The organism is Orbus hercynius (genome assembly GCF_003634275.1).
Lineage (GTDB): Bacteria > Pseudomonadota > Gammaproteobacteria > Enterobacterales > Orbaceae > Orbus > Orbus hercynius.
On record NZ_RBWY01000003.1, the window covers coordinates 135,074 to 161,221 of the forward strand.

Annotated in this window: 21 protein-coding genes; 19 read left to right on the plus strand and 2 right to left on the minus strand. The window is 41.8% G+C overall.

Annotated features, from left to right (window positions below; genetic code table 11):
• Positions 1-18 precede the first annotated feature (18 nt).
• From DES39_RS08285 to yejF, 8 genes are all read left to right on the plus strand, one after another.
• Entirely contained in the window at positions 19-894 is an 876-nt protein-coding gene (locus DES39_RS08285; RefSeq protein ID WP_121145316.1) for an MBL fold metallo-hydrolase, read from the plus strand.
• A gap of 273 nt (positions 895-1,167) precedes the next feature.
• Positions 1,168-1,893 (plus strand): oxygen-insensitive NADPH nitroreductase, encoded by a 726-nt coding sequence (gene nfsA / locus DES39_RS08290; RefSeq protein WP_121145317.1) that lies wholly within the window; start codon positions 1,168-1,170, stop codon positions 1,891-1,893.
• Complete coding sequence (locus DES39_RS08295; RefSeq protein WP_121145318.1) at positions 1,893-3,062, plus strand: histidine-type phosphatase; 1,170 nt, start codon at positions 1,893-1,895, stop codon at positions 3,060-3,062. Before nfsA ends, DES39_RS08295 begins: the two co-directional genes overlap by 1 nt.
• Positions 3,063-3,207: 145 nt before the next feature.
• Positions 3,208-3,897 carry a leucyl/phenylalanyl-tRNA--protein transferase gene (gene aat / locus DES39_RS08300; protein WP_121145319.1) on the plus strand — a complete coding sequence of 230 codons (690 nt, stop codon included), beginning with the start codon at positions 3,208-3,210 and terminating at the stop codon, positions 3,895-3,897.
• Between the two features lie 93 nt (positions 3,898-3,990).
• Positions 3,991-5,817, plus strand: a complete 1,827-nt coding sequence (locus tag DES39_RS08305) for an extracellular solute-binding protein (RefSeq protein ID WP_121145445.1) — start codon at positions 3,991-3,993, stop codon at positions 5,815-5,817.
• Between the two features lie 19 nt (positions 5,818-5,836).
• Positions 5,837-6,907 carry a microcin C ABC transporter permease YejB gene (locus DES39_RS08310; protein WP_121145320.1) on the plus strand — a complete coding sequence of 357 codons (1,071 nt, stop codon included), beginning with the start codon at positions 5,837-5,839 and terminating at the stop codon, positions 6,905-6,907.
• A gap of 1 nt (position 6,908) precedes the next feature.
• On the plus strand, positions 6,909-7,967 hold the full coding sequence (locus DES39_RS08315; protein ID WP_121145321.1) for an ABC transporter permease: 1,059 nt from the start codon (positions 6,909-6,911) through the stop codon (positions 7,965-7,967).
• On the plus strand, positions 7,964-9,664 hold the full coding sequence (gene yejF / locus DES39_RS08320; protein WP_121145322.1) for a microcin C ABC transporter ATP-binding protein YejF: 1,701 nt from the start codon (positions 7,964-7,966) through the stop codon (positions 9,662-9,664). The genes DES39_RS08315 and yejF overlap by 4 nt, the downstream gene beginning before the upstream one ends.
• Before the next feature lie 47 nt (positions 9,665-9,711).
• Here the strand turns inward: yejF and nfsB are convergent, their stop codons facing one another.
• Positions 9,712-10,356, minus strand: coding sequence for an oxygen-insensitive NAD(P)H nitroreductase (nfsB, locus tag DES39_RS08325; RefSeq protein ID WP_121145323.1), 645 nt, complete (start codon positions 10,354-10,356; stop codon positions 9,712-9,714).
• Positions 10,357-10,448: 92 nt separating this feature from the next.
• Positions 10,449-11,930 (minus strand): fumarate hydratase, encoded by a 1,482-nt coding sequence (locus DES39_RS08330; RefSeq protein ID WP_121145324.1) that lies wholly within the window; start codon positions 11,928-11,930, stop codon positions 10,449-10,451.
• 179 nt (positions 11,931-12,109) lie between these two features.
• On the opposite strand from DES39_RS08330, the gene DES39_RS08335 reads away from it, so the two are divergent.
• From DES39_RS08335 to glnE, 11 genes are all read left to right on the plus strand, one after another.
• Positions 12,110-13,357, plus strand: coding sequence for a M20 family metallo-hydrolase (locus DES39_RS08335; RefSeq protein ID WP_121145325.1), 1,248 nt, complete (start codon positions 12,110-12,112; stop codon positions 13,355-13,357).
• Positions 13,358-13,452: 95 nt separating this feature from the next.
• Positions 13,453-14,679 carry an MFS transporter gene (locus DES39_RS08340; RefSeq protein ID WP_121145326.1) on the plus strand — a complete coding sequence of 409 codons (1,227 nt, stop codon included), beginning with the start codon at positions 13,453-13,455 and terminating at the stop codon, positions 14,677-14,679.
• 21 nt (positions 14,680-14,700) lie between these two features.
• The gene (locus tag DES39_RS08345) at positions 14,701-15,504 is read left to right on the plus strand and encodes a dihydroorotate dehydrogenase electron transfer subunit (RefSeq protein WP_121145327.1); all 804 of its coding nucleotides are present in this window, start codon (positions 14,701-14,703) and stop codon (positions 15,502-15,504) included.
• Positions 15,497-16,435 (plus strand): dihydroorotate dehydrogenase, encoded by a 939-nt coding sequence (locus DES39_RS08350; RefSeq protein WP_121145328.1) that lies wholly within the window; start codon positions 15,497-15,499, stop codon positions 16,433-16,435. The genes DES39_RS08345 and DES39_RS08350 overlap by 8 nt, the downstream gene beginning before the upstream one ends.
• Before the next feature lie 13 nt (positions 16,436-16,448).
• The gene (gene pyrC / locus DES39_RS08355) at positions 16,449-17,498 is read left to right on the plus strand and encodes a dihydroorotase (RefSeq protein ID WP_121145329.1); all 1,050 of its coding nucleotides are present in this window, start codon (positions 16,449-16,451) and stop codon (positions 17,496-17,498) included.
• 167 nt (positions 17,499-17,665) lie between these two features.
• A complete protein-coding gene (gene prmB / locus DES39_RS08360) occupies positions 17,666-18,559 on the plus strand; it encodes a 50S ribosomal protein L3 N(5)-glutamine methyltransferase (RefSeq protein WP_121145330.1) in 894 nt (297 codons plus the stop codon).
• A gap of 37 nt (positions 18,560-18,596) precedes the next feature.
• Positions 18,597-19,679 (plus strand): chorismate synthase, encoded by a 1,083-nt coding sequence (gene aroC / locus DES39_RS08365; RefSeq protein ID WP_121145331.1) that lies wholly within the window; start codon positions 18,597-18,599, stop codon positions 19,677-19,679.
• Between the two features lie 216 nt (positions 19,680-19,895).
• Positions 19,896-20,660 carry a TSUP family transporter gene (locus DES39_RS08370; RefSeq protein WP_121145332.1) on the plus strand — a complete coding sequence of 255 codons (765 nt, stop codon included), beginning with the start codon at positions 19,896-19,898 and terminating at the stop codon, positions 20,658-20,660.
• A 244-nt stretch (positions 20,661-20,904) separates the two neighbouring features.
• A complete protein-coding gene (gene glyA / locus DES39_RS08375) occupies positions 20,905-22,161 on the plus strand; it encodes a serine hydroxymethyltransferase (protein WP_121145333.1) in 1,257 nt (418 codons plus the stop codon).
• Positions 22,162-22,336: 175 nt separating this feature from the next.
• Positions 22,337-23,272, plus strand: coding sequence for a CYTH domain-containing protein (locus DES39_RS08380; protein WP_121145334.1), 936 nt, complete (start codon positions 22,337-22,339; stop codon positions 23,270-23,272).
• A gap of 47 nt (positions 23,273-23,319) precedes the next feature.
• Positions 23,320-26,106 (plus strand): bifunctional [glutamate--ammonia ligase]-adenylyl-L-tyrosine phosphorylase/[glutamate--ammonia-ligase] adenylyltransferase, encoded by a 2,787-nt coding sequence (glnE, locus tag DES39_RS08385; RefSeq protein ID WP_342773798.1) that lies wholly within the window; start codon positions 23,320-23,322, stop codon positions 26,104-26,106.
• The last annotated feature ends 42 nt before the right edge of the window (positions 26,107-26,148 follow it).

A 26,148-nucleotide genomic window follows, 5' to 3' on the forward strand; every position in this document is an offset into this window, starting at 1 on the left:
GAAATAGAGGGGAGAAACATGAGAAGTCTGCAACGGTTAGTCTTATTATTTTCACTAGTTGTTACATTAGCAGCCTGCGCGACGCAGCAAGCGGGTAAAATTAGTCATTTTGATGTTTATAACTCAGGTAGCAAGGCTATTTTTCCTGTTACTTCAACAATTTTCTATACCCAAAATGAAGCGATGCTAATTGATGCTCAGTTTACCGCGCAAGATGCGGAGCAGCTTGTTAAGCAAATTCAGCAAAGTGGTAAACCTTTAAGCTTAATTTATATTAGTCAAAGTGATCCGGATTTTTATTTTGGATTAGAAACGATTTTAGCAGCCTATCCCAATGCACGTGTTGTGGCAACACCGGCGACCGTCGAGCGAATTAAACAGTCCGGTACCGATAAACTTAAATACTGGCGTACCAAGCTAGGTAAGCAAGCGCCAACTAAAATTGTCATCCCGCAAGCGCTAGCGGGGAATGTGATTCATTTTGGTGATGAAGTGTTTGATATTAAAGGTAGTGATGCGCTACATACTTATTTGTGGCTCCCATCGCGCAAAATGATTGTAGGTGGTTCACTGTTATCTAACAATATGTATGTGTGGACGGCTGATGCCAAAACCGTGCGTGATCGACTTTATTGGGATAACACGATTTTTGAAATGTTAGCTTTACAACCAAGCTTAGCCATTCCCGGTCACTATTTAGGTAATCAACCAATGGGAATTGAGGCACTTGAGTTTACACATCAATATTTAAAAACTTTTGATTATATTCTGCTTACCCGAGATTCATCTAAAGAGGTGATTGCTAGCATGAAAAAACTGTATCCGGGTTTAGGTGGCGAAATGAATTTGGAGATGAGCACGAAAATCACCTTAGGTGAAATGGCGTTTAATTAAAGCATTATTCGTATCATCATTTATATGATATCGCAGTACAGTATGGCTGCGATATCACTCATTATCAAGCTCAGGCAAATCATGCCTAATTCTGTTAAGCTCGTTTTCCAACATGCTTTTTTTCGTTCCGCATTGTCGCGATAGTACTATTTCGATTCATGACCAGCTTGCACTTTGTATCATATCAACTTAATTTTACTATTCATGGATTAACGTGATAATGTATACGTTATATCATTATTCCGATTTTTATGTTTGTTGTGGAGTTATTGTATGAGTAATCCAACTATTGATTTATTACGCCATCATCGTTCTATTCGTGCTTATTTACCTAAAGCGATTAAACAAGATGATATCGATAGTATTATTTCAGCAGCGAGTAGTGCATCAAGTTCCAGTTTTTTACAGTGCTCAACCATTATTCGTATCACTGATCAAGATAAACGCACCAAACTTGCTCACTATGCGGGTGATCAATCTTATGTGGCAAGTGCGGCTGAATTCTGGGTGTTTTGCGCCGATTTTAATCGCCATTATCAACTTGATCAGACGTTATCACTGGGGAAAGCGGAACAACTGTTATTAGGCTGCGTTGATACGGCAATTATGGCGCAAAATGCGGTTATTGCGGCCGAATCTTTAGGACTGGGGTGTGTTTATGTTGGTGGTGTTCGCAATAATATCGATCAAGTAACGGAGCTATTGGCATTACCTAAATTTGTATTGCCGTTATTTGGCCTGTGTATTGGTCATCCGGATCAAAATCCTGAGATCAAACCCCGTTTACCCAAAGAGTTGGTCTTTTTTAATAATGAATATCAAGCTGTTGATAAAGATGCGTTGGCACAATATGACCAGCAGATGAATCAATATTATCATCAGCGTTCTGAGCATAAAAAAGCAGGTGGCTGGAGTGATAAACTACCTAGTATTATTAATAAAGAGCAACGTGATTTCATGCTCAGTTATCTGCACAAACAAGGCTGGATTACTAAATAATGGATTGTTTGCAATTAGATTGCATCATTGTTTTTAGTCGGCATGGCATTCGAACGCCATTGCCAAATACGGTCGATTTTTTGCAAACCGTTACCCCAAAAAGTTGGCCAACATGGGACTGCGCGGCGGGCTATTTAACGACGCGTGGTGGCACATTAGAGAGTTATTTTGGCGATTATTTTGCAAGGCGACTGGCGCAGCAGGGCACGTTGCTTGATGCCGAAGATATTTTTGTTTATGCCAATAGCTTACAACGCACGCTTGCAACTGCTCAGTATTTTACTTTAGGTGCATGGGCTGGGCAAGATATTGCCATTGAGCATAAGTATTCGATCGAACGCATGGATGAAGTGTTTAATCCGGTAGTTTATCAGGCGGATACAGCCTTTAAGCAGACGGTCATTGATGATCTTAAACGTTATACCCGATCGGCTCAGTTTATTGAAGAGCTCGATCAGCAATTGGCTCCTGCTTATCAATTATTGTCCGATATTTTAGACTATCGGCAGTCGGCCATTTATCAACAATATCAGTGTGAATTTGCGCAGTTACCGACACTATTTGACTTAAAGCAATATCAAGAACCGATTCTATTGGGCCCATTGGCGCTCGGCACGGCTATTGCTGACGCATTTACGTTGCAGCACTATTCCGGATTTGCAAAGCATGATATTGCCTGGGGTATGATTCACTGCGATGAACAGTGGCGGTTAATTACCAATATTAAGAACCAGTATATTAATTTATTATACAAATCACCCATGCTGGCTAAGCATATTGCCAAACCGTTAGTTGGATTGATTAACCAATTATTTAAAACAAGGCAACATAAGCTCAATATTTTAGTTGGTCACGATAGTAATATCGCCACGTTGCTTGCGGCACTCGGCTTCGATGATTATCGATTGCCACAACAATTTGAGTTAACCCCTATCGGTGGTAAGGTCATATTTTACCGTTTATACGATGCAAAAACGGATCAATACTATTTTAACGCTGAGTATCTGTATCCGAGCGTTGAACAGTTACACTTAGCGTCGCCACTGAGTTTAACCAATCCGCCTAAGCATATGACATTAACGCTGTCTAATATAAAGCCGCATGAAAACGGCCTATATTTGTGGCGGGATGTCGAGCAGCGTATTGATGATTATTTAGCGGGTGTTTAATTACCCCGGCTGTCACATGAACGCATTACGTGATATCGGCGAGCAGGATAATCGAACAAATCAGATGAATGCCAAAGCAATCTTTTCTTGATACTTTGGTGTATAATACGTCATTATTCATCAGTGATTAAATTTAGGCTGCCGTGTGTTACTTCATGTATTAGATCATTCACTTACCTTTCCTAAGCCTAGCCATGCCTTAACCGACCCCAACGGATTACTCGCTGTGGGCGGTGATTTATCGGCTAATCGATTGTTGGCGGCCTATCAAAAAGGGATCTTCCCGTGGTTTAGTGAGGATGAGCCTATTTTATGGTGGTCACCTGATCCGCGAGCGGTGCTTGAACCCGAGCAATTTCATGCCAACAGAACATTTAGAAAGTTTTTAAATAAATGTGCTTATCAAGTTACACTAAACCAGCATTTTGCGGCGGTGATAGAAGGCTGTGCAACTTATCATCAAGATACGTGGATAACTGATGAAATGATTGCCGCTTATATTCAATTACATCAATTAGGTTTTGCGCATTCGATTGAAGTTTGGCACAATAATCGCCTAATTGGTGGGATGTATGGTATTGCGCAAGGGGCGCTATTTTGTGGCGAATCAATGTTTAGTATACAAACTAATGCATCTAAAGTCGGTTTATATGCGTTTTGTCAGCATTTTTTAAGCAATGGCGGCAAACTGATTGATTGCCAAGTGTTAAATGAACACACCGCCAGCTTGGGCGCGAAGGACATTTCGCGAGATGACTATTTATCTCGCCTACCACAATTACAAACCGAGCCGGTTGCAAAGCATTGTTATCGTCAGCAAATGATTGCGTATTAGGGAGTGGAGAACAGCATGTTTCAGTATGTCAAAAATCGGTTGAAACCAGTCATATTATTGAGTTTTATCAGTAGTGTGTTGAGTTTCCAAGCGATGGCTAATCAACATGAGCTAGCCGGGCCACAGCAACCAACTGACTCGACGATACAAACGTATACTCTACCTGATGAAAAAATTGTTACAACAACCGCTTTTGCATTAATTGGAGAACCCAAGTATCGCGCTGATTTTACGCATTTTGACTATGCTTATCCTAATGCGCCCAAAGGGGGGGAGTTAAAGCTGGCCGAAATTGGTACTTATGATAATTTTAATCGTTATGCCAGCCGAGGTGCGCCAGAGCGTAGTGCTGATGATATGTATGAAACGCTTTTTATGCAATCAGAAGATGAACTCAACAGTTTTTATCCTTTATTAGCTACATCAATCACTTACTCTGATGCAGGGAAGTGGGCTGAGGTCACGATAAATCCAACTGCTTATTTTAGTGATGGTATCCCCTTAACTGCTGAGGATGTTGAGTTTTCATTTACTAAATTCATGACTGAAGGCGTTTCACAATACCGTGTATATAATGAGGGCGTGACGGTTAAAGCGCTTGATAAATACCGCGTTAGATTTGAGCTACCAACAGCTAATCGTGAACGATTGCTCACATTAGTCGGCAATTTTACTGTATTACCTAAACATTTTTGGCAAAATAAAAATTTTGCTGAACCGCTAACAACGCCGCCGATCGGTAGTGGGCCTTATGTGCTCAGTGATTATCAGCTAGGTCAGTATGCCATTTATCGGCGCGATCCTAATTATTGGGCAAAAAATTTATCAGTTAATCAAGGTCGTTATAATTTTGATACTAAACGCATTGATTATTATTTAGATGATAGTATTGCATTAGAAGCGTTTAAAGCCGGTGAATATGATTTTCGCCTTGAAGGCCAACCTAAAAATTGGTTTACTCAGTATCAAGGCCATTACTTTGACGATGGATTTATTGTCCGGCAAGAAGATGAGGTGACAACGGCAGTTAATACTCGTTGGTTAGCCTTTAATCTTGAGCGCGATGTTTTTCGGGATACTAAGGTTCGTCAAGCCTTAACGTTAGCATTTGATTTTGCCTGGCTCAATCGTGCATTTTATTATAATAGTTATCAGCAACCGACTAGTTTTTTTGAAAATACACCTTATGCGGCCAAAGGGTTACCGAACGATTTGGAACGCGAATGGCTAACACCTTACGCTACGATTATTCCACCGTCAGTATTTGGCTCATCGTATCAAGTGCCACCAAGTGATGGTGATGGTTTTAACCGTAGTCATTTATTACAAGCTAAGGCGCTATTAGAGCAAGCCGGTTGGGTGATGAAAGATAATCAGTTGGTCAATCAACAAACCGGTAAACCGTTTGAATTTGAACTGCTACTTTATATGGGATCGGATATTAAATATGCCATTGCTTATCAACAAAATTTAGCTAAATTGGGCATTAAAATGGTCATCACAACGGTTGATTATGCGCAAATTAATTCCCGTTTACGTGAACGCGATTACGATATGATGCCAACGAGTTATCCGGCGATTCCTTATCCAACCTCACAGCTGATTATTTTATGGGGCAGTGAATACCTAAATTCAACCTGGAATTCGTCGGGATTACATAATCAGGCGATTGATGATTTAATTATGCAAATTCCCAATTATAGTCATGATGAGCAGAAACTGACTGCGCTTGCACGGGCACTCGATCGTATTTTGACGCAGGAATACCCAATGATTCCAATGTGGTATCCGCGTTATATCTATTATGCATATTGGCATAAATTTGATAAACCAGCTGTTAAACCGCGCTACAGTATTGGGCTTGATACGTGGTGGTATGATGCGAATCAAGCGGCTCAATTGCCAAAAAATAATCGATAAGCAAGCAGGAGCAAAGAGCATGTTAAGTTACCTTATTAGCCGATTATTACTGATTATCCCAACGTTACTGATTATTTTAACGATTAATTTCTTTATCGTGCAAGTTGCGCCCGGTGGCCCGGTTGATCAGGCTATTGCCCAGCTTGAGATGGGGCCCCAATTAGGCGCTGCATTATTACCGGGCAGTGAATTACCTACGCTCAATAATCATCAAATTTATCGCGGTGCGAAAGGGCTTGATCCACAGATTATTGCGGCGATCGAACAACAGTACGGCTTTGATAGACCGATTTGGCAGCGCTATATCGATACGATTAAAAGTTTTATCTGTTTTGATTTTGGGAATAGCTTTTTTAAGAGTGAATCTGTTACCGGTTTAATTATTAAAAGCTTACCGGTCTCTATTTCACTTGGTCTGTGGAGTACCTTACTGATTTATATGATTTCAATTCCTTTGGGAATTCGTAAAGCGGTTAAAGACGGCTCTAAGTTTGATTTTTGGTCGAGTATGATGATTATTATCGGTTATGCTATTCCCTCTTTTTTACTGGCAGTGCTGTTAATTATTGTATTTGCGGGCAGCCGTTATTTTGATATTTTTCCCTTACGGGGCTTGATGTCAGCTAATTTTGCTGAGCTTGATACCTGGGGTAAAATTAAAGATTATTTTTGGCATATCTGTTTACCGACTATTGCGATGGTCACTAGCGGCTTTGCGTCATTGACAATGCTAACGAAAAACGCGTTTTTAGATGAGATTCGTAAGCAATATGTGGTGACTGCTAAAGCAAAAGGATTAAGTAATAAACAGGTGCTATACCGTCATGTTTTTCGTAATGCAACGCTGTTAATTGTGTCTGGTTTTCCCGCTGCGTTCATCGGAATCTTATTTACCGGCGCACTGCTCATTGAGATTATTTTTTCGCTTAATGGCTTGGGCTTGCTTGGCTATGAAGCGATCATTTCGCGCGATTATCCAGTCATTTTTGGCACGCTGTATATTTTTACACTTATTGGGTTAGTAACCAAATTAATCACCGATTTGACTTATATGTTAATCGACCCTCGTATTGATTTTGAGGCACGTTAATATGACAACCAACAACGCTTTAAATCAGGCTACTAAGCCGCTCTCGATCAATCAGCTGCGCCTAAGACGTTTTAAACGTAATCGGCGCGGTTATATCTCATTATGGATTTTTGTTATCTTTTTTCTGATAAGTTTGTGTGCTGAAGTTTGGATTAACAATAAGCCTATCTTAATTAAATACCATGATGCGTTTTATTTTCCCATTGTAAAAGATTATCCCGAAACTGATTTTGGTGGTGAGTTTGCTACGCCAACCAATTATTTAGATCCGGCTATCAGTCAACATATTGAGCAAGATGGCTTTATGATTTGGCCACCGTTTCGTTATAGTTACAATACGTTAATCTACAACACCGCCGATACGTTTCCCACTCCGCCATCGGCGGCCCATTGGTTAGGGACGACAGATGCGGGCTTTGATGTACTGGCTAATATCGTCTATGGGTTTCGTATTTCGATGTTTTTTGCCATTGCCTTAACCTTTGTCACCTCGATTATTGGCATTGTGATGGGGGCCATGCAAGGCTACTATGGCGGTAAAGTGGATTTACTCGGTCAGCGTTTTATCGAAATTTGGAGTGGTTTACCAGTGTTATTTATGATCATTTTACTTTCGAGTATCATGCCACTGAACTTTTGGTGGTTACTGACCATTACGGTGATATTTGGTTGGATGGCGCTAGTGAGTGTGGTGCGGGCAGAGTTTTTGCGTACCCGTAATTTTGATTATATTCGCGCGGCGAAAGCATTAGGGGTTAGTGATAGCCGGATTATGTTCAAGCATATGTTACCTAATGCGATGGTGGCAACATTAACATTTTTACCCTTTATCTTATGTGGCTCAATTACCACCTTAACGTCATTGGATTTTTTAGGCTTTGGTTTGCCACTTGACTCACCTTCGCTTGGCCGTTTATTACTGCAAGGTAAAAACAATTTACAAGCTCCCTGGCTTGGCATTAGTGCCTTTATGGTCATAGCCACTTTGCTGTCCTTATTAATTTTTATTGGTGAAGCGGTGCGTGATGCTTTTGATCCAAACAAAGAGGGCTTAAGATGAGCATGCCATTATTATCGATTCGCGATTTAAGTGTTGCATTTAAGCAATCACAAGGTTTAGCGCAGGTTGTTAATCAGGTCAGTTTGGATATTTTTGATAAAGAAACCGTTGCCTTAGTCGGTGAATCGGGAAGCGGTAAATCGGTGACGGCATTATCGATATTGCAGTTACTTTCGCCAGTGCAAGTGGATTATCCAAGCGGAGAAATTTGGTTTGATAATCAAGACTTGCTCAAAGTTAATGAGCGTGCCCTGCGGCAGATTCGTGGTAATCAAATTAGTATGATTTTTCAAGAGCCGATGCTCTCGTTAAACCCACTACATACCATCGAAAAACAGCTTTATGAAGTGTTGTCGTTGCACCGAGGTATGCGCGCCAATCAAGCGCGCGCTGAAATTATTGAATATTTAACCCGCGTGGGCATTAAAAACGCCAAGCAGCGCTTAAACAGCTATCCGCATCAACTATCTGGTGGTGAGCGACAGCGCGTGATGATTGCGATGGCGATTCTAACCCAGCCTAAACTTCTTATCGCCGATGAGCCAACGACCGCACTCGATGTTTCTGTGCAAGCGCAGATTATTCAGCTCCTGAAAGAGCTTAAGCATGAACTCAATATGAGTATGCTATTTATTACCCATAATTTAAGCATTGTGAAGAAAGTGGCGGATAAAGTGGCGGTGATGAATCAAGGGCAGATTGTTGAATTTAACAATCGTCATCGGATCTTTTTACGACCAGAACATGAATATACCAAGCAGTTACTCAATGCAGAGCCACAAGGTGAACCGGTGCCGTTACCTCAGTCTCCGGGTATTTTATTGAATGTTAATCACTTAAATGTAGAAATAACGCAGCGAAAAGGGTTTTTAAGTAAACGTAAACACAACATTGTTGATAATATTGGTTTGACTATTCATCAGGGGGAAACGGTCGGACTCGTCGGTGAGTCAGGCTCTGGCAAAAGTACCACTGCGCTGGCTATTTTGCGACTAATGGCGTCAACCGGTGATATTTATTTTGATGGTTCGCAGCTTGCAAAGCTTAGCCAGAAAAAGCTACTGCCATTTCGTAGTCGTATGCAGGTTGTATTTCAAGATCCCTTTTCATCATTAAACCCACGATTTAGTGTTGAGCAAATTATTAGTGAAGGGTTATTGACTCATAAGCAATACTCAGCGCAAGAGCGTGAAGCGGCTGTCATTACGATTATGCAGGAAGTGGGGCTCGATCCAGCTAGCCGTCACCGTTATCCATTTGAATTTTCTGGTGGACAGCGGCAACGCATTGCGATTGCACGAGTATTAATTTTGCAGCCTGAATTATTGGTGTTAGATGAACCAACATCTTCGCTAGATCGATCAGTGCAGCTACAAATTATTGAATTATTAAAAGCTTTGCAGCAAAAGCATCAACTGAGTTATCTGTTTATTAGTCATGACTTAGCGGTTATTTATTCAATATGCCATCACGTGATCGTGATGAAAGAGGGGCAAATTGTTGAACAAGGTCCACGTGATCAGATTTTTGACGAGCCACAGCAAGATTGTACCAAAATGTTATTATCGTTTATTGATAGGCCGGTTAAACCCAAGCCAAGGCTGAATCCTAATTTTGATCCCAATGCGATGCCAAAACCTAAAAAAGATTCGAATAAAGTGAATTGGAGTGATGCACTACTGATTCGTAAGGAATAGTGTTGCGATTTAAGCAAGCAGCAGGATAGGCCTGCTGCTTGGTGTGATTATAATCTGGTGAAGAGCTGTTCATCAGGTAAGCGTGATTTTGGTCGGTGCGCATTACCGTCATCGGCAGCGCGATAGCCCAGTGTGGCGATAACAATGCTTTTAAATCCTTTCGCGGATAAACCTAAAATTTCATCCATTTTAACCGCGTCATAACCTTCAATCGCAGTTGAATCAATACCAAGTGATGCTGCGGCAAACAGTAACTGACCGAGTGCAATATACGCTTGTCGGCTTTCCCATTCGAATTGGGTTTGCGGTGTTGCACTATTTTGCTTAACAAAGAAATGACGACCATTATCTTGAGCACTTTTGAGATCAGCACTTGGGAAGCGACCATCTTTATCTTCTTGTTGTAACAAATTGTGTAAATGCGCTTCATCTAATGGCGTTCTGACCGCAAAGATAATGGTGTGAGATGAATCAGTCACACGCGATTGATTAAATTCTAAAATTGCCGGTAAAATTTTTGCTTTGGCGGCATCATTATCGGCAATAAAAAAGTGCCATGGCTGAGAGTTGACCGAAGATGGGCTGTTTTTTAACACCGTTAACAACTGTTCAATTTGCTCAGCTGGAATGGTTTTGCTTTTATCATAATGTTTCGTGGTATAGCGTTTTTTTGAAATGTCTGCAACATTCATGTTATTACTCCTTGATTAAGTCGATAGCTATGCATAATGGCAACGTCACTGCTCGTTGAGTGAGATTGCCAATTTGCAAGAAGTATGTCTGGTTATCTATTAGCATAGATAGAATTACCATTGGGGTCAATAGCGACCGTGACGGGCATATTCTCCACGTCAAATTCATAGATTGCTTCCATACCCAGTTCAGGAAAGGCAAGCACCCTTGATTTTTTGATCGTTTTGGAAATTAAATAAGCCGCACCGCCCACTGCGATAAAATAGATAGCATGGTTATGTTTAATATCCAACGTAGTTTGTGGCCCTCGTTCTGCTTTGCCAATCATGCCAAGTAGTCCTGTTTGGGCTAATAATTGCCCAGTGAACTTGTCCATTCGGGTCGCCGTTGTCGGACCAGCAGGGCCAACGACTTCATCATTGACGGCATCGACTGGGCCGACATAGTAGATAAGTTTATTGTGTAAATCCACCGGCAGTGGCTGATTATTGTTTAGCCGCTCAATCAGCTTTTTATGCGCGGCGTCTCGAGCGGTCAAAATTTTACCGGTTAACAAGACGCGATCACCACATTTTAAGCGTTGAACTTTATCTTTGGTTAGCTGATCGACATTGATAATTTGTTGTTTAATCTCGTGACTAAGCGGAATATTGGGCCAGTCGGCTAAATTGGGCTCAGGTAGTGTAGGTGGACCACTGCCGTCTAAGGTGAATTCGACATGGCGAGAGGCCGCACAATTGGGAATAATGGCCAGCGGTAAGCTAGCGGCATGGGTTGGATAATCATTCATTTTGATATCAAGTACCGTACTGAGTCCACCAAGTCCTTGTGCGCCAATATTGAGTTGATTAACTTTTTCATAGAGCTCTAAACGCAATGTCTCAACGGGTGTTAAAGGTTGTTGTTGGCGCTGTTTTTGATAGAGATCGGCAATATTGATCGGCTGCATGAGTGATTGTTTGGCCATGAGCATGGCTTTTTCGGGAGTACCACCAATCCCGATGCCAAGGACGCCTGGCGGGCACCAACCTGCGCCCATCTGCGGCACAATATTTAATACAGCATCGACAATCGAATCCGAAGGATTAAGCATCAGTAATTTGGCTTTATTTTCCGAGCCTCCCCCTTTGGCTGCGCAAATAATCTCGACTTTATCGCCGGCTGTCATCTCTATGTGCACAACGGCTGGGGTATTATCTTGAGTGTTTTTGCGCAGTCCTGCTGGATCAGCGACGATTGATGCTCTGAGTTTATTATGTTGATTTAAATAAGCTTGCCTAACGCCTTCATTCACCATCTCTTCAATGGACAGTTGTGTCTCCCATTGCACATTCATGCCAATTTTGACAAAAACGACAGCAATGCCGGTATCTTGGCAAATCGGTCGTTTATTTTGTACGCACATACGGCTATTAATAAGGATTTGCGCAATTGCATCTTTAGCAGCAGGCGAGGTCTCTTTTTGCCATGCCTGATACATCGCTTTAATAAAGTCAATAGGATGAGCATAGCTGATCAATTGAAAAGCATTAATAATACCGGCGACAAAATCACTTTGTTTTATGATCGACATATAATTCTTCCATTTTAATTTACTTAGTAATAGTCTAATCCACAGGTGTCTAAAAAAAGATAAAATTATCACACAAATGATATTTATTTTAGCTTAATTAGTAAAAAAGGCTTTTTTTTTTGATTATAATGTCTAAAAAATGAGACAAAAAAGCAGCAAAATGTCACAAAGGAATAGCTATGTCGGCGAAATTAACATTATCCCAATTGAATGCGTTATTCGACCATTTATCTACTTTTTCAACATCAAATCACGAAAAAGGCACAACTCGGTTAGCTTACTCGCAGGTTGATGAGCAAGCACACGAGTACCTGATTACTAAAATGAAAACCTTGGGCCTGACCGTGCGTCAAGACGCGGCAGGTAATGTGTTCGCTCGCTTAGCGGGTTTTGAGCCACAGTTGCCGGCAGTTGGCACAGGATCTCATATTGATACGGTGCCTTTAGGCGGTAATTATGACGGTGTGGCAGGGGTTTTATCCGGCATTTATGCATTATCACAGTTTGAACCTGGTCAGTTAAAGCGCAGTTTAGAAGTGGTGATTTTCCGCGCTGAAGAATCGAGCCGTTTTGGCTTTTCTTGTATTGGTAGCAAAATTTTAGCCGGTCAGGTTGACGCTGAGAGCTGGCGTAAAAATAAAGATAGCAGCAATGAAGATATTTTTCAGGTACTTGATCGCACGCGTTACAGCAGCGAAGCGGTGTTAAATCAGCAATGTGAACTGGCCAATGATTATTTTGCAGCCTTTGTCGAGCTGCATATTGAACAAGGTAAATGCCTTGAAGCGGCGAATAAGCAAATTGGTATTGTCACCGGCATTGCCGCGCCAATCCGTTTTTGTGTGACGGTAAAAGGCCATGCGGATCACTCTGGCGCAACGCCAATGAATCAACGTCAAGATGCGTTGGTTGCGAGTGTTGCCATTATTGCCGATATTCATTTAGCCGCTTGTAAAGAGTCCTGTTACGGCACGGTTGGCACGGTAGGTAAATTAGATGTTGTGCCTAACTCGATGAATGTGATTCCTGGCGAGGTCACGTTTTTTGTCGATATTCGAGGTGTTGAACTCGACAGTATGCTGCGGGTTGAACAAAGTATGCAGGCGGCGATTCAAAAAGCCAGTTTCGATACCGGAACGGATATTAGCGTACGCAATATTTCTCGTGAGAATCCGGTTAAGCTTGATCTCAATATTGCTAAAACGATCGAACAAATTTGCCTTGAAAAAGAGATTGCCTATATGACTATGTTAAGTGGGGCGGGCCATGACACCATGAAAATGGCAAGCAAATTCCCATCATCAATGATTTTTATTCCGTCTGTATTAGGTATTAGCCATCATGTTGATGAGTTTAGCCAATTTGAGGATATTGCTTTGGGCGCTGAATTGTTAAAGCAAACATTGGCGGTGTTAGCTAGCGAATAATATAACATGAATCAACACTGTGCTCGATAACATGCAATCAATTGTGTTGCGCTAAAAAAGATGAGCATAACAAGAATAAGGTAATAAGGATTATAATGAGTCTTAATCACAATGATACCTCGCAAGCAGAGTCGCGTCAGTATCAAATAAAAAGCGTTGCGACATCGATAACGGGTTATATGGTCGAGGGATTTGATTTACTGGTAATTGGCTTTTTACTTGCCGCTATTTCAACATCACTATCGGTCAGCCCGACCAGCGCTGCTGCTTTAGTCACTTGGACATTAATTGGTACCGTGGTCGGCGGCATTTTTTTTGGGGTACTGAGTGATCGCTTTGGCCGAGTTAAAGCATTAAAGTGGGGGATTGGTTTATATATTATCGCAACGACATTATGCTTTTTTTCATTCGGTTATTACGATCTACTGATTTACCGCTTTTTTGTCGGTTTTGCCTTAGGTGGCGAATATGGCATTGGTATGACACTTGTTGCTGAGTCTTGGCCGAGCAGTAAAAGAGGGCGTGTTGCTTCTTATGTTGGCTTAGGGTGGCAAAGTGGTGTGCTGATGGCGGCAATTTTACCCGCTATTTTAATGCCGTTTATCGGTTGGAAAGGTCTGTTTTTAGTCGGCGTGTTACCTGCGGCTATCGCATTTATGCTGCGTAGCCGTTTACCTGAGCCAAAAATTTTTACGCAAAAACGTGATCACAAAAAACAAAAGGTGCCAATTAAATTACTGTTTTGTGATGCCCGCACTATCAAAAGTTCACTGGGTATTATTATTTTGACCTCAGTGCAAAACTTGGGTTATTACGGCTTAATGATCTGGTTGCCAACTTATATGGCTAAGCAGTTTAACTTTTCACTGACTAAATCGAGTTTATGGACAGCCGCCACCATCATTGGTATGGGTGTTGGGATTTGGTTATTTGGTCGCATGGCCGATAAATTAGGCCGTAAGCCGACATTTCTGATTTATCAGGTTGGCGCCTTTGTCATGGTATTACTCTATTCTCAGCTTAGCTCACCGGAACTATTATTGATTGCCGGTGCATTTATGGGACTATTTGTCAATGGCATGCTAGCGGGATACGGAGTACTCATCTCTGAATCGTATCCAACGGAGATACGCGGCACAGCGCAAAACGTGTTATTTAATATCGGCCGCGGGATTGGCGCATTAGGGCCGATTCTAGTTGGTTATTTAGCCCAGCAGTTTTCGTTTTCATTGGCAATTGCATTCTTAGCTTCTATTTATATTTTAGATATTATTGCGACTTTATTTTTAATTAAAGAAAGCAAAAACAACATATTAAGTTAATTTTCAGACTAGGGAATAATCATGAAATATTATGATAGTCAAGCCGTTGTGCTGAGTAATGAGTGGGTTAATGATGAGTATAAGCATATGGTTGTATTCGTTGGGTCTGAGGCTGCTACCGTTGAACCGGGGCAATTTTTTAATTTAATGTGTCCAAGTACAGATAAGGCAACGCCATTTTTTCGTCGTCCGATGAGTACCTATTTTGCCAATTCAGCAACCGGGCAAATTGAATTTTTATATAAAGTCGTTGGGATTGGCACCGAAGGCTTATCGACTTTACAAGCGCAACAAACCTTTAAAATGCTCGGTCCGTTAGGTCACGGCTTTAATTTAAAACCGACTGATAAGCATATTTTAGTATTAGGGCGCGGCGTAGGCTTGGCGACCTTAGCGCCACTGGCGGAATATGCTGCATCAAAAAACGTTCGTGTGACAGCGATTTTGAGCGCTAAAGATAAAGAACGGCTCATGTCACAACACCGTTTTGCTGATGCCAAAGCGGCCATTATTGAAGTGATTGACAGTGATAGATCGAGTGCGATTGATCATGTTGACGCGTTGATTCGTGACGTTCATCACCAGCAGCCGATTGATGCCTTTTTTACCTGCGGCTCAAAGCGGATTGGTAAATTATTACAACAATTAGCCTTAGAGCTTGGTATTCGCGGTGAAGTGGCATTAGAACAAAATATGGCTTGCGGCATTGGTATGTGCCATGCCTGCGTGATTGCGATTAAAGATCAAGCGCAAACGCAACTTGTCAGTAAGAAAGTCTGTAAAGATGGGCCAGTATTTGATATTAGGGAAATTGTGTATGAATAATTTACTTGCCGTTAAAATCGGTAATTTACCGTTACAAAATCCAATTATGCCGGCCTCAGGTACGTTTGATACGACGCTCGAACCATTGATCGATTTCAATCAATTAGGTGCTTTTGTCACCAAAACTTTTACCCAAAGTCGACGTTCAGGTAATGCGCTACCACGAATTTGTGAAGTCAGTTCCGGTATGCTTAATGCCATTGGTATACCCAGTAAAGGCGTGGAGCATTACATTAGCGACGTTGTGCCATTTTTTAATCGTTATCAGCCGCCCTTGGTTGCCAGTATTTCCGCCAATACGGCTGCCGAGTTTGCGCAGCTTGCTGAAATTTTAACTGACGTTAAAGGCATTGCGGCGATTGAAGCTAATATTTCCTGCCCAAACATTGAAGCGCACGGTAAAGCCTTTGCGATTGCCGCCGATTCAACCAAAAAAGTCATAAAAATGTTGCGCCGAGCCACGCCATTGCCTTTATGGGCAAAATTAACGCCCAATACCGGCGATATTATCAGTGTTGCTAAAGCGGTTGAAGATGAAGGTGGCGACGCGATTGTGGTCGGTAATACCTTACTGGGCATGGCGATTGATGTGAAAACGCGCCGTCCTAAGCTCGGTAATATTATGGGTGGTTTTTCTGGCCCGGCAATTAAACCAATCAATTTAAGAATGACGTATCAGTGTTTTAAACATGTTTCTATCCCAGTGATTGGCTGTGGGGGCATTGAAACACTTAATGATGTGCTGGAATATTTATTAGCCGGTGCAACGGCTGTGCAAGTGGGTACGGCAAACTTTATTGAGCCAACCATTATGACTGATTTGGTGCAGCAATTAACCGATTATTGTCAAGCCAATAACATTAAGAGTATGACGGATTTAATTGGTCAGGTAGATGACACACCATTTGAACCGTACACGGCATTATCGTAGAAGGTCACTATTTATGTCTGAACGACTAAGCATTACCATTAAAAAACCCGATGACTGGCATCTGCATTTACGCGATGGCGAGATGCTAAAAGGGGTGTTACCGTATTCTAGCCTTGATTATGCCCGTGCGATTATTATGCCCAATTTAGTGAAGCCGTTAAAAAGGTTGCCTGATATTATCGCCTACCAGGAGCGCGTGTTAGCTGCGCTGCCGGTAGGGCACCGTTTTACGCCATTAATGACCGCTTATTTATCGGATGATACGGTAGCGAGCGAGATTGTTGAAGGCTATCAGCATGGCATTTTAAAAGCGGTAAAACTCTATCCAGCACATGCGACCACCAATTCAGCGCATGGGGTGAGTTCAATTTCGGCGGTATTACCGGTGCTCGAAAGCATGCAAAAGCATGGTATTGCATTACTGATTCACGGTGAAGTGACTGACTCATCGGTTGATGTCTTTGAGCGAGAAGCGCGGTTCCTTGACACGGTTTTACTCCCTTTAATGAAATTGTTACCTGAACTTAAAATCGTGCTGGAACACGTGACAACGACAGAAGCCGCCGATCTTATTATGGACGGCCCCGCTAACTTAGCGGCGACGGTGACACCACAACATATTTTTCTAAATCGTAACGCGTTATTTCAAGGCGGATTAAGGCCACATAATTACTGCTTACCCATCTTAAAAAAAGAGCAGCATCGTGCTAGATTGATGCAGGCCGTCACGTCAGGTTGTCAGCGTTTCTTTTTGGGAACGGATTCCGCGCCACACGAAAAACACCGTAAAGAATCTGCATGTGGCTGCGCGGGCGCGTTTAATGCACCGGTGGCTTTATCTGTTTACGCGCAGGTGTTTGAACAGGCTAATGCACTCGATAAATTAGAAGCATTCACCTCGATTAATGGGCCTAAATTTTATCAAGTGCCGGTTAATGATGAGTCAATAACGTTGCTGAAAAAAAACTATGTTGTGCCTAATTCGATCGCGATTGCTGGGATTGGAGAGGTGATTCCTTTTCTGGCCGGTGAAACATTAAGTTGGTCGATTAAACGTGAATAACGGTTATTTTTATTAAACATAATGGAGGAAATTGCTATCAGATATGGTTTCCTCCATTTTTAGCTGATTAACGACAGACAGCATATTTCTTCATAACTATTCGTTGTGTTATAGCCACATTGCCCCTAGAATAGGGGTAAAACAGCCGATGCAATTTTGTGGAAAAGATGATTAACCAATTACATACTATTCAAGATTTTATTCGTTGGGCTGCCTCAACGTTTAACCGTTCAGATATCTATTACGGTCACGGTAGTGATAACGCGATTGATGAAGCAAAACAATTAGTGTTACCTAGCCTTAATTTGCCGTTAACTATTCCAACCGAATTTTATTCAGCCAATCTGACTGTTGATGAAAAGCAGCTGATTATTGATTGTGTGACTGCAAGAACGGAGCAGCATATACCAACGCCATATTTGACTAATACAGCATGGTTTTGTGGTCATCAATTCTATGTTGATGAGCGCGTACTTATTCCTCGCTCACCCATTGGTGAGCTGATTCAAAATCATTTAGCTGGTATTATTGATTTTGAGCCACATAATATGCTTGATTTATGCACCGGTAGCGGCTGCATTGGTATTGCTTGTGCGTATGAATACCCTGACGCTGAAGTTGACGTCGCGGATATTTCTGATGACGCGCTTGAAGTGGCACAAATTAATATCGACGCGCATCAACTCTCTCACCGCGTTTTACCGGTTTTATCTGATCTGTTTAATGATCTGCCTGATGTGGAATATGATGTGATTATCTCCAATCCGCCTTATGTTGATCAAGAGGATATGGATGATTTACCGCTGGAATTTAGAACCGAGCCGGAACTGGCATTAGCCGCCGGTAATGATGGACTTGATATTGTCAGACGCATTTTAAAATCCTCTGCTGCTCATTTATCTAAATTTGGTGTACTCATTTGTGAAGTGGGTAATAGTAGCGTTGCCCTACAAGCCCAATACCCGCAGATACCGTTTAAATGGATCAAGTTTGCTAATGGCGGTGATGGCGTTTTTATGCTAACAAAAAAACAACTTATTGAATTTGAAGATATTTTATAATTATATTACTAACTAAAAATAAATAAAAAGGTTACGTATGGCTGGTAATTCTATTGGAACACTGTTTAAAGTCACCACATTTGGTGAATCACACGGACTTGCGTTAGGTTGTATTGTTGATGGCGTGCCGCCGGGACTGGATTTGTGTGAGGACGACTTACAAAAAGATTTGGATCGCCGTAAACCGGGCTCATCGCGTTACACGACGCAGCGCAGAGAAGCCGATGCAGTGAAAATTTTATCGGGTGTCTTTGAAGGTAAAACAACCGGCACTAGCATTGGGCTGATGATTGAAAATACTGATCAGCGCTCGCAAGATTACAGTCGTATTAAAGAGATTTTCCGTCCAAGTCATGCTGATTATACTTATCAACAAAAATATGGCATACGTGATTATCGCGGTGGCGGGCGCGCGTCAGCAAGGGAAACGGCGATGCGCGTTGCTGCTGGCAGTATTGCTAAAAAATATTTACATGATCATCTTGGCATTACCATTCGTGGTTATTTAGCGCAAATGGGGGAGGTAGCATGCCCACTGCAAGATTGGCAACAAGTGGGACAAAATCCATTTTTTTGTGGTGATGAATCAAAGTTAGATGATCTCGAGCAATTGCTACGTTCACTAAAAAAATCGGGTGATTCGATTGGCGCTAAAGTGACTATTGTGGCCGAAAACGTGCCAGTTGGTCTTGGCGAACCTGTTTTTGATCGCTTAGATGCGGATATCGCGCATGCTTTAATGAGCATTAATGCAGTGAAAGGGGTTGAAATTGGTGATGGTTTTGCCGCCGTGAGTAAACGCGGCAGTGAAAACCGTGATGAAATCACCTCGGCGGGATTTAGATCCAATCATGCGGGCGGCATTTTAGGCGGCATTAGTTCTGGCCAAACCATTACTGCCAATATTGCGTTAAAGGCAACACCAAGCATTGAAATTGCGGGGCAATCGATTGATATTCATGGCCAGACCGTTGAGGTGTCAACGCATGGGCGTCATGATCCTTGTGTGGGGATTCGCGCGGTGCCTATCGCTGAAGCCATGATGGCCATTGTGCTGATGGATCACTATTTACGTTACCGTGCACAGTGCGGTGATGTGCAGCCAAAACGCTATTTTTAATCGTATGATGAGCGATGATAGGTTCGATGGATTATTACTTGCTGCCTTGGCAGTCATTATTTTTGCGATATTGGTAATGCTCGATAAGCGTTACTTAAATGGCAGGGTTGCACATTATTTTACGCGGTCTAAATTCAGAGTCCTGTTCATGATATTAGTTTTTATTACAGTGATGTTTTCGAGTATTTATTGGCAAACTTACATACGGTTATAAATATGGATATATCGATTAGTTATCAATTGCTTTTACTATTATTTGTGGTCGCCCTGTTAGCCGGCTTTATTGATTCGATTGCTGGTGGCGGTGGGCTATTAACGGTGCCGGCGCTGCTTGCTGTGGGTATTGCACCTCAAGCCGCTTTGGCAACCAATAAGTTACAAAGCTGTGGTGGATCGTTCTCGGCGAGTTGGTATTTTATCCGCCGGCGTATGGTGAATCTTAGTGAAATGAAACTATCGATTCTGCTGGCTTTTGTCGGTTCTGCTTTAGGCACACTCTTAGTATTACATATTCAGTCCGATTTTTTACGTGTCTTGTTGCCGATTTTGACGATCAGCGTTGGCCTGTATTTTTTATTCTGCCCCAAAATTGGCGAACACGATCGTCAACGCCGTCTATCTGAAGCACAATTTGCAATTGTTGCCGCTATGGTAGTTGGTTTTTATGATGGGTTTTTTGGCCCGGGAGCCGGTTCATTTTATGCCCTTGCTTATGTGACACTAGCTGGCTTTAATTTGACTAAAGCAACGGCTCACACTAAGGTACTCAATTTCACCTCTAATATAGCGGGATTACTGTTTTTTGTGTTCAGTGGTCAGGTGCTTTGGACGATCGGTCTGACGATGTTAGTTGGTCAAGTGATTGGTGCCCGAATTGGCGCTAAAATGGTATTATCAAAAGGAAAAAAATTGATTCGGCCAATGCTCATTATCGTTTCAACCGTCATGAGTTTAAAACTGATTGGTGAAAATTTTTTTTAACCGCTTAATGATGGCAAAATCTGTCAGCTATTTGGCGGGTAACTGGTCGATAGTTAGTATTGAAAAACCAGGCAATATAACCTAGTAAATGACTCAGTTATTGTTTATGATATTTACTGGTTTCATGGGTTGATTTAGATGATATGCCTTGAATGTATCTAGCGAGCTAGCTGTAATTGTATTGTGATTATGCTGATTTTATGTTCTTAACTTATGTTGTTAACTAAAGCTGCGAGGAGCGAAGATGTTTACTAAACAAATGACAATAGCCGAGTATGACCAAGATTTGTGGAATGCCATTCAACATGAAAATAAACGTCAAGAAGAGCATATTGAATTAATTGCTTCAGAAAACTATACCAGTCCAAGGGTCATGCAAGCTCAAGGCTCACAGCTTACTAACAAATATGCCGAAGGTTACCCAGGTAAACGTTACTATGGCGGATGTGAATACGTTGATATTGTCGAGCAGCTAGCTATCGACCGTGCTAAAGCACTATTTGGTGCTGATTACGCCAACGTTCAACCGCATTCGGGGTCACAAGCCAATTTTGCTGTTTACACTGCCTTATTACAACCCGGTGATACGGTACTGGGAATGAATTTATCCGAAGGTGGTCATTTAACTCACGGTTCACCGGTCAATTTCTCTGGTAAACTTTATCATATTGTTGCCTATGGTGTTGATGACTCGGGCCATATCGATTATGACGAAGTGGCTAAGATCGCTAAAGACAGCAAGCCTAAAATGATCATTGGTGGCTTCTCTGCTTACTCAGGCGTGGTTGATTGGAAAAAATTACGTGAAATCGCTGATAGTGTTGGTGCTTACTTATTTGTTGATATGGCGCATGTTGCCGGTTTAATTGCCGCGGGTGTTTATCCTAATCCGGTGCCACATGCGCATGTGGTGACAACCACAACGCATAAAACACTGGGTGGACCTCGTGGTGGCCTTATTTTGGCTAAAGGGGGCAGTGAAGAGCTGTATAAAAAACTCAATTCCGCGGTTTTCCCTGGTGCGCAAGGCGGTCCACTGATGCATGTGATTGCGGCAAAAGCGGTAGCGCTTAAAGAAGCGATGGAACCAGCTTACAAAACCTATCAACAGCAAGTGGTTAAAAATGCTAAAGCGATGGTCGAGGAGATCATCAAACGCGGCTACAAAGTGGTTGCGGGTGAGACACAAAATCACCTCTTTTTAATCGATTTAGTGAATAAAAATATTACGGGTAAAGAAGCGGATGCGGCATTAGGTCGCGCGAATATTACGGTGAATAAGAATAGTGTCCCCAAAGATCCACAAAGCCCATTTGTGACCTCTGGTATTCGTTTAGGTACGCCGGCTATTACCCGTCGCGGCTTTAAAGAAGCAGAAGCGAAACAACTAGCAAATTGGATTTGTGATGTGCTTGATAATATTCATGATGAAGCGGTGATTAACCAAGTTAAAGCGCAAGTTTTAGCTATTTGTCGTCGCTTACCTGTTTATGAACAATAATTATCACTAACTGGCTGACGAGATAAGTGGGGATATCATATGATGTCCCCTTTTTTTCACTTGCGGGGATTAAACTCGACCTAATAGCGATAAAATATCACGGCACATTTGTATCATGGCCTGATAGCCTGCTATAGTATGATCTGCATTGTCATCATCGTCGGGGAATCACGTAATGAGCCAAGAGGTCGAATTAAAATTTGAACTAGATGAATCATCCATTGAGTATCTATTATCTTTTTTGCAAACCCAGACTATACATGAGCAGCATTCGTTACATTTAACGAATACCTACTACGACAGAAAGGACAATATTTTACGTAACCACGGCTTAAGTGTGCGCATTCGTGGCACACATGAAGCAGGTAAGCAAGATGAGTATGAAATTACCGTTAAATCTTCCGGCCAAGCGGTGGCGGGTTTACACGCCCGTAAAGAGTTTAATGCAAGATTGCCTTATCGGCGCCTCGATTTATCACTATTACCCGCTGAAGTGTTTGCTGATGAGTTAGATGTAGCAACGTTATCGCAACAGATAATTGCGATATTTACCACCGATTTTCATCGCCAAACGTGGTTGATTGATTTCAAACAGAGCAAAATCGAAGTTGCCCTTGATCAAGGGAAAATTTCTGCTGCGCAGCTTAGCGTGCCGATCTTTGAACTGGAATTAGAATTGAAAACGGGTTCTCAGTTTGATTTGATCTTATTTGCTTTAGCGTTAAGTCGCTTTAATGTGCATCTTTTTTCACAAAGTAAAGCTGCCAGAGGCTACCGTTTATTACAAGGTAAAGCGATCAATAAAGCCGTTTTACCGACAAGTGCTAACACCGTATCGTTAGCGGATTTATTACAATATTGGCAAACAAATGAAGAATATGCATTAGCCAATCACGATACGGTGATTTATCAACAAACATTACATTGGGCCGCCGAGCGTTTACAACACTTGTTGCCAACAGCGCAAAATGAATATTCCACTCAATTAAATCAACTTTATCGTTATTGGAATAAAAAGCGTCAATTGATGAGTGATATTAAAATGTTTGCGTTTAGTGAAATCAATACTCAATTTAAATTGTATTTAATTCTTCTTAGCCTCAATGATTAGCTAAATGGTGATCTATGTCCATACTGACAACACAGCAACATAAAGTGATGACACAGTTAGTCAATTGTGATCAAGTATTAGTTTGCCAATATATTGATATTTTAAGCAGAAGTGATTTTATCGTTGAATCATTATCACGCTTTCCCGCTTGGTTAGCCGAAATCAACATTAATGCCCCTACAGAGGATGAATATCTGGCTTATCAACGCTGGTTAGATGAGCTAATTATGAGGATTCAATCTGAAGAGCAATTGCTGGCCGTGTTACGCCAGTTTAGACGCAAAATATTGCTGAGAATTAACTGGTCACAAATTGCCAATACGAGCACCACCGAGCAAACACTGGTTCAGTTAAGCACCTTAGCGGAAGTGCTCATTATTACCGCTCGTGATTGGTTGTATAAACTGAGCTGTCAAGAATGGGGTACACCTTATAGTCATCAAGGCATTGAGCAAGCATTAGTGATTTTAGGGATGGGGAAACTTGGTGGGGGGGAACTGAACTTTTCGTCCGATATTGATTTGATTTTTGCCTATCCCGAACATGGTGTTACCAAAGGTGAACGTCGTGAACTTGATAATTCGATCTTTTTTACTCGCCTTGGACAACGCTTAATTAAAGCACTTGAGCACATCACTCAAGATGGCTTTGTCTACCGCGTAGATATGAGGCTAAGACCGCTCGGTGACGGCGGGCCGTTGGTGTTGAGTTTTGCATCAATGGAAGATTATTATCAAGAACAAGGCCGAGATTGGGAGCGTTATGCGATGGTCAAAGCCAAAGTGCTTGGTGATCAAAATTCGCCTTATGCCAAAGAACTCTATCAAATGCTTAAGCCGTTTGTGTATCGTCGATATATTGATTTTAGCGTCTTACAATCTTTACGTAATATGAAAGGGATGATTGAACGTGAGGTCAGACGTCGCGGTTTGCATAATAATATTAAGCTCGGGGCGGGTGGTATTCGAGAGATCGAATTTATCGTACAAGTCTTTCAATTGATTCGTGGTGGCCGCGTGCCAGCTTTACAAACGCGCTCACTACTGGCAGCATTACGTGCGATTGAACATGAAAAGCTGTTAACCATTGATGATGTTGATAAGCTGCATCACAATTATTTATTTCTAAGGCGGTGTGAGAACTTATTGCAAGGGATTAATGATGAGCAGACCCAAACTTTACCAGAGGATACCACTGATCAGCAGCGCTTAGCATTAGGCATGGGATTTGATGATTGGCATGATTTTCAACATGCACTTGCTGAGCGGATGTTATCGACTCGGGTAATTTTTAATGAGTTAATTGGCATCGATGACCATCAAGGTGAACAAGCAAACTACGACCAACAATTTGATGAGCTGTGGGCAACTGATTTAGCTCACAGCGATATTGGCCATGTGTTGCCGCAGCTCAATGCGGAGCAGTCACAGCAGCTTTATCAGCTCATTGTGCAGTTTAGAGATGGCATTAGTAAACGGACGATTGGCGTTCGCGGGCGTGATATTCTCGATCAATTAATGCCAAGAGTGTTTGCCCTGGCATGTGGAGATGATAATCGAATTACGATCTTATCAAGAACACTGCAACTTTTAGTCAATATAGTCAGTCGCACGACGTATTTAGAGTTATTGGTTGAATACCCAAATGCATTAAAACAGTTAATTCGCTTATGCGCTGCGTCACCGATGATTAGTGAGCAGCTCATGCGTTATCCGCTATTATTAGATGAGCTGATTGATTTTAATTCGTTATACAAAACTGTGCCAATGGATAGTTATAAAAGTGAATTATATCAATACTTATTGCGCATTGAGTCTGACGATGAAGAGGCGCTAATTGAAGCGCTAAGGCAGTTTAAGCAAATGCAATTGTTACATATTGCCGCCAGTGATATTGCCCATATTTTGCCGACGATGAAAGTCAGTGATCATTTAACGTATCTGGCTGAGGCGATGTTGGATTTTGTGGTACAAATCGCCTGGAATCAAATGGTTTCGCGTTATGGTAAACCCGATTATTTAGCGGAAGATGAGCAAAAAGGCTTATTAGTGGTAGGGTATGGTAAATTGGGCGGCATTGAGCTAGGTTATGGCTCTGACTTGGATTTGGTTTTTTTATACGATTGCCCAGCAAACAGTATGACCACTGGTCAGAAAGTCATAGATAGCCGTCAGTTTTATCTGCGCTTAGTACAGCGTATTATTCACTTGTTTAGTATTCGTACCAATTCCGGTATTTTATACGAGGTGGATGTCAGGCTGCGTCCACAAGGTGATGCTGGATTATTGGCATGCAGTATAGATGCCTTTGCGGATTATCAAAATAATGATGCTTGGACGTGGGAGCATCAAGCGTTAGTCAGAGCAAGGGTAGTCTATGGTGAACCATTACTCCAAGCGCGCTTTAATCAGATTCGTCATCAGATTTTAATGCAGCCACGAGATAAAGTGTCACTAAAACAAGATGTGCGCGAAATGCGCGAAAAAATGAGAAGTCATTTAGGCTCTCATGAGAAGACGCAATTTAACATTAAAGTTGATAGTGGTGGTATTGGTGATATTGAGTTTATATCACAATATTTAGTGCTCAATTATGCGCATCAAGAACCTAAGATGACCACTTGGAGCGATAACGTGCGTATTTTAGAATTAGCTAAAAAATATCACATTATGCCGGATGATGAGGCTGAAAAATTAACGCAAATTTACATTAATATGCGTAATGAAATTCACCGTTTATCACTGCAACAGCTATCGAGTAAAGTTGATGGTCAGCTTTTTCAAACCGAGCGGCAATATGTGAGGCATAGCTGGCAACAGTGGCTAATCAATTAGTACAGTTAATCAGCTAACGATAAAAATAGCATCAAAAAAAAG

Bases quoted from the DNA above. Each gene is read 5' to 3' on its own strand.
- DES39_RS08285 (WP_121145316.1), top strand. From the start codon at position 19: ATGAGAAGTCTGCAACGGTTAGTCTTATTATTTTCACTAGTTGTTACA.
- nfsA (WP_121145317.1), top strand. From the start codon at position 1,168: ATGAGTAATCCAACTATTGATTTATTACGCCATCATCGTTCTATTCGT.
- DES39_RS08295 (WP_121145318.1), top strand. From the start codon at position 1,893: ATGGATTGTTTGCAATTAGATTGCATCATTGTTTTTAGTCGGCATGGC.
- DES39_RS08305 (WP_121145445.1), top strand. From the start codon at position 3,991: ATGGCTAATCAACATGAGCTAGCCGGGCCACAGCAACCAACTGACTCG.
- DES39_RS08310 (WP_121145320.1), top strand. From the start codon at position 5,837: ATGTTAAGTTACCTTATTAGCCGATTATTACTGATTATCCCAACGTTA.
- DES39_RS08315 (WP_121145321.1), top strand. From the start codon at position 6,909: ATGACAACCAACAACGCTTTAAATCAGGCTACTAAGCCGCTCTCGATC.
- yejF (WP_121145322.1), top strand. From the start codon at position 7,964: ATGAGCATGCCATTATTATCGATTCGCGATTTAAGTGTTGCATTTAAG.
- nfsB (WP_121145323.1), bottom strand. From the start codon at position 10,356: ATGAATGTTGCAGACATTTCAAAAAAACGCTATACCACGAAACATTAT.
- DES39_RS08330 (WP_121145324.1), bottom strand. From the start codon at position 11,930: ATGTCGATCATAAAACAAAGTGATTTTGTCGCCGGTATTATTAATGCT.
- DES39_RS08335 (WP_121145325.1), top strand. From the start codon at position 12,110: ATGTCGGCGAAATTAACATTATCCCAATTGAATGCGTTATTCGACCAT.
- DES39_RS08340 (WP_121145326.1), top strand. From the start codon at position 13,453: ATGAGTCTTAATCACAATGATACCTCGCAAGCAGAGTCGCGTCAGTAT.
- DES39_RS08345 (WP_121145327.1), top strand. From the start codon at position 14,701: ATGAAATATTATGATAGTCAAGCCGTTGTGCTGAGTAATGAGTGGGTT.
- DES39_RS08350 (WP_121145328.1), top strand. From the start codon at position 15,497: ATGAATAATTTACTTGCCGTTAAAATCGGTAATTTACCGTTACAAAAT.
- pyrC (WP_121145329.1), top strand. From the start codon at position 16,449: ATGTCTGAACGACTAAGCATTACCATTAAAAAACCCGATGACTGGCAT.
- prmB (WP_121145330.1), top strand. From the start codon at position 17,666: ATGATTAACCAATTACATACTATTCAAGATTTTATTCGTTGGGCTGCC.
- aroC (WP_121145331.1), top strand. From the start codon at position 18,597: ATGGCTGGTAATTCTATTGGAACACTGTTTAAAGTCACCACATTTGGT.
- DES39_RS08370 (WP_121145332.1), top strand. From the start codon at position 19,896: ATGGATATATCGATTAGTTATCAATTGCTTTTACTATTATTTGTGGTC.
- glyA (WP_121145333.1), top strand. From the start codon at position 20,905: ATGTTTACTAAACAAATGACAATAGCCGAGTATGACCAAGATTTGTGG.
- DES39_RS08380 (WP_121145334.1), top strand. From the start codon at position 22,337: ATGAGCCAAGAGGTCGAATTAAAATTTGAACTAGATGAATCATCCATT.
- glnE (WP_342773798.1), top strand. From the start codon at position 23,320: ATGACACAGTTAGTCAATTGTGATCAAGTATTAGTTTGCCAATATATT.